This window comes from Endozoicomonas sp. YOMI1 (genome assembly GCF_024606345.1).
Taxonomy (GTDB): Bacteria; Pseudomonadota; Gammaproteobacteria; order Pseudomonadales; family Endozoicomonadaceae; genus Endozoicomonas.
In genome coordinates, this window is record NZ_JAHHPM010000373.1 from 1 (window position 1) to 3,108 (window position 3,108).

Consider the following 3,108-nt stretch of genomic DNA (forward strand, 5'->3'; position numbering starts at 1 on the left):
GCAAATTATTCCGGGGCAATTCCTAAGCTATGCCCGACAAATGACACACTGGTTACATCAGCTGGTTCCGGATGCGTCTGAAGGTTCGGTTATTACGGTTAAAGAGGAGAGTCTGTGGGTGTTAGGGAAAAGGTATTTATTCAGAAAGGGGAAATCAAAGGCATTGCACCGAGTTTGGCGCAGTATGAGGTGGAGGTTTTAGACAATCAAGATTCAAGACCCGACTCCGGTTTCTCCGACTCCGGTTTCTCGGTCAGTACATGGTACACAGGACTGTCAGGTCGGGTGGGTTTACCAGTGTTCGCCACGGAGTTGCTGCCCTCTGCTGCTATACCGGCCTGCCCGTCCGCCACCGGTTGGCCATGGTTATCGTTGCATTCAAACTCGGTCAGTTCCTGGTACACAGGGATGCCAGAAAGAGGGTGGGGGTCATTATCCACCAGGGGATTGCTGCCCCCTGTTGCCGTGTTCCCTTGTCTGAATGTTAACGTTTGGTAACGGCTTTGGGGAGAAGGCGGCAGTGGTCTCGTGTTCCTTGGCCTGAGCGACAACGGTTGGTAATGGTCCCGGGGAGGAGTAGACAGCTGTCCCTCAGCACAGGGGCGGCCGTTGGGGGGCGGCGGCGTGGGGTCCTCACGGTTACGACCAGCATTAGTCGGTGACCTTAGGCTGTTGCAATAGCGGTAGGTGATCACACCGAGCGCACCAACCAGCACAAAAATCACCGTGCCCAGGGCGATAATGGCTTTAGTGGCAGCATCTAGCGATGCCATTGACGATGTTGATGTGGCAAAAGTGGCAAAAGTGGCAGAACTCGGGATAGAAAAGGTCGTGCCTGGTGCCGTGGCCACAGTGGTTGGGGACGTTGCCATTGTGGCAGAATCCGGGCTGGAAGCGTTCATGGCGGTGCCTGATATTGCGGTCACCGCCTCTGTGATTGAGGACGGTAGAAGGTCATTAACGACCTGGCAATCTGGTGTTACCAGGCTGCGGTCAATATTTTTGCAGAGATTATCAACCAGCTTATCGGAACACACCCGGAAAAAGTCTAGTTGCTTTACACCATTAATACTGGCATGACAAATAATAACTGAGTCATCTCCTCCCCTTATATCTGCGGAGGCACCTATACCTGTACTGTTAACGGTGCTGTCAAACACCATAGTGTTGGCGACACTTGCTGTGCCAGTACGCCATCCTGCGCCGATACCGGCTTTTGACCCATCACCGGAAGTTGCCACACTGCAATTTACCGCAGTCGTGTCGGTAACCATTCCTGTATCTCCATGAAATCCCGCACCAATACCGGCATGTGCCTGCTTTTCTGAAGTTTTCACCCTGCAGTTTACTGCAATCGTGTCGGTAACCTCTGCTTTTTCATTGGATCCCACCCCAATAGCGGCTCTTGCAAGAGTTTCAGAAGTTGCCACCGTGCAGTTTATCGCTGCCGTGTGGCTAACTGCACCAGCATCCGAGATTCCTGCCCCAATACCGGCATTTGCTTCACTACCAGAGGTTGATACACGGCAGCTTACCGCTATCGTGTTGGTAACCGCTCCTTCTTCCTGCTTTCCCACCCCAATACCGGCATTTGCATCACGACCGGAGGTTGATACTGTGCAGCTTACCGCAGTGGTGTCGGTAACATTTCCCTTATCCAGATATCCCGCACCAATACCGGCATAAGCTTCTTTACCTGAGGTTGTCACATCGCAGTTCAACGCAGTCATGTTCTTAATAGTTCCTCCGTCATTGACTTTGCCCACGCCAATAGCTGCGTGTGCCCCTTTACCCGTGGTAGCAACGCAAGCACCTTCAACCTGAATATTACTGACCATGGCATTGCCAGACATTTCACAAGCCACTACCCCGGCCGGAGCCGTTGAATTTATATGGGGATTACCAAGGGTCAGGTTTTCGATACGGCCCTTATAGAGGTGTTTTACCAGGCACTGGGAAAGGCTGCCAATTTTACGACTATTGCCGTCTAAGATGCCGGTAAATCGAATGGTTTCAGAGCCAATGGACTGGTTCAATTGGCTGCCGTCGATATCATCAGTCAGCCGATATTTTCCGCTGCATGATTTCGTATCATGGCAGATCTTGCCCAGCTTATTGGCATCCGACACCTTAACCCAGTCAGTGTCAGGGGCGGATGCTGATGCCGCGCCGACTGCGGAAAGGCCGACCAGGGCTCCCAGTGCCAAGGGGGTGTTTGGCAATTGAGTGGTGGATTTACAAGACTTTTGTCGTAGGTTCTGTGAGGCTTTTCTTCTGGTTTTGTCTTTCGTGTTGTTCGCAGCCTCGTCCGGTGTATTTTCCCTGTGTGTGTCAGGCTCAGGCATGGAACCGCCGCCAGCATTGAACGCCTGAAGCTGATCACTGGCAAACCGGCCCGCAACCGAGAGGTTGGCAAGATAGCCCAGCAGATTATTGACTTCCGGGGGCAAGGCAGCACAGACTGCTATCGCCCGGCCTGCCAGTGCGGTGGCCTTCAGGAAATTACTGATCTGGCCAATACGGCCCCAGGGATCAATGCCAGCATCAGAGCCTGCAACCTCCGGCGGTGGTGGTTGGGAATTGGGTGGATCATAGTAGGGGTTAAGCGACTGAACAAATGTACCAACCAAGGCTCGAATCTCCCCCCACCCTCTCCATCGGCTCTTCGGTTCTGTGGATGGGGTTGTCACAGTTTGCGGGTCGATGGCAGTGTCTGTCAGGGCTACGCTTGATTGCCGTATCAAAATCAACACCTTAATAAAGAAAGCCGTTTGCAGCGATATAAACCCACTGTCTTATAGAGGAAACACCCTGAAGGGCGAACAGACGGATCAATAACTTTTAGCTGCTTTTGCAGTGTTATTGCTGTCGCTGTATATATCCTGGGTAGGAAATAATAGTCAGTGTTATGGCGATGGTAAGAATGGTTTGAATTACCTGCGCCTTTTTTTACTATGAAAACGTTACAACTCCGACCACATAGCTACGGCTATAGCTCCCTACGTTGTGCCTTGGAGCTTCCCCCTGTTTGAGTGGCTGATTTTATCGTTATCGATTCAGCCCACTGGGATACAGTTGAAATAAAAAGCAATGAACGCATCAAGCCCT

1 protein-coding gene is annotated in these 3,108 nt (G+C 51.9%); it reads right to left on the reverse strand.

Features of this window, described 5'->3' with window-relative positions:
- Positions 1–206 precede the first annotated feature (206 nt).
- Entirely contained in the window at positions 207–2,744 is a 2,538-nt protein-coding gene (locus KDK15_RS13280) for a ZmpA/ZmpB/ZmpC family metallo-endopeptidase-related protein (protein WP_257295867.1), read from the reverse strand.
- Positions 2,745–3,108 lie beyond the last annotated feature (364 nt).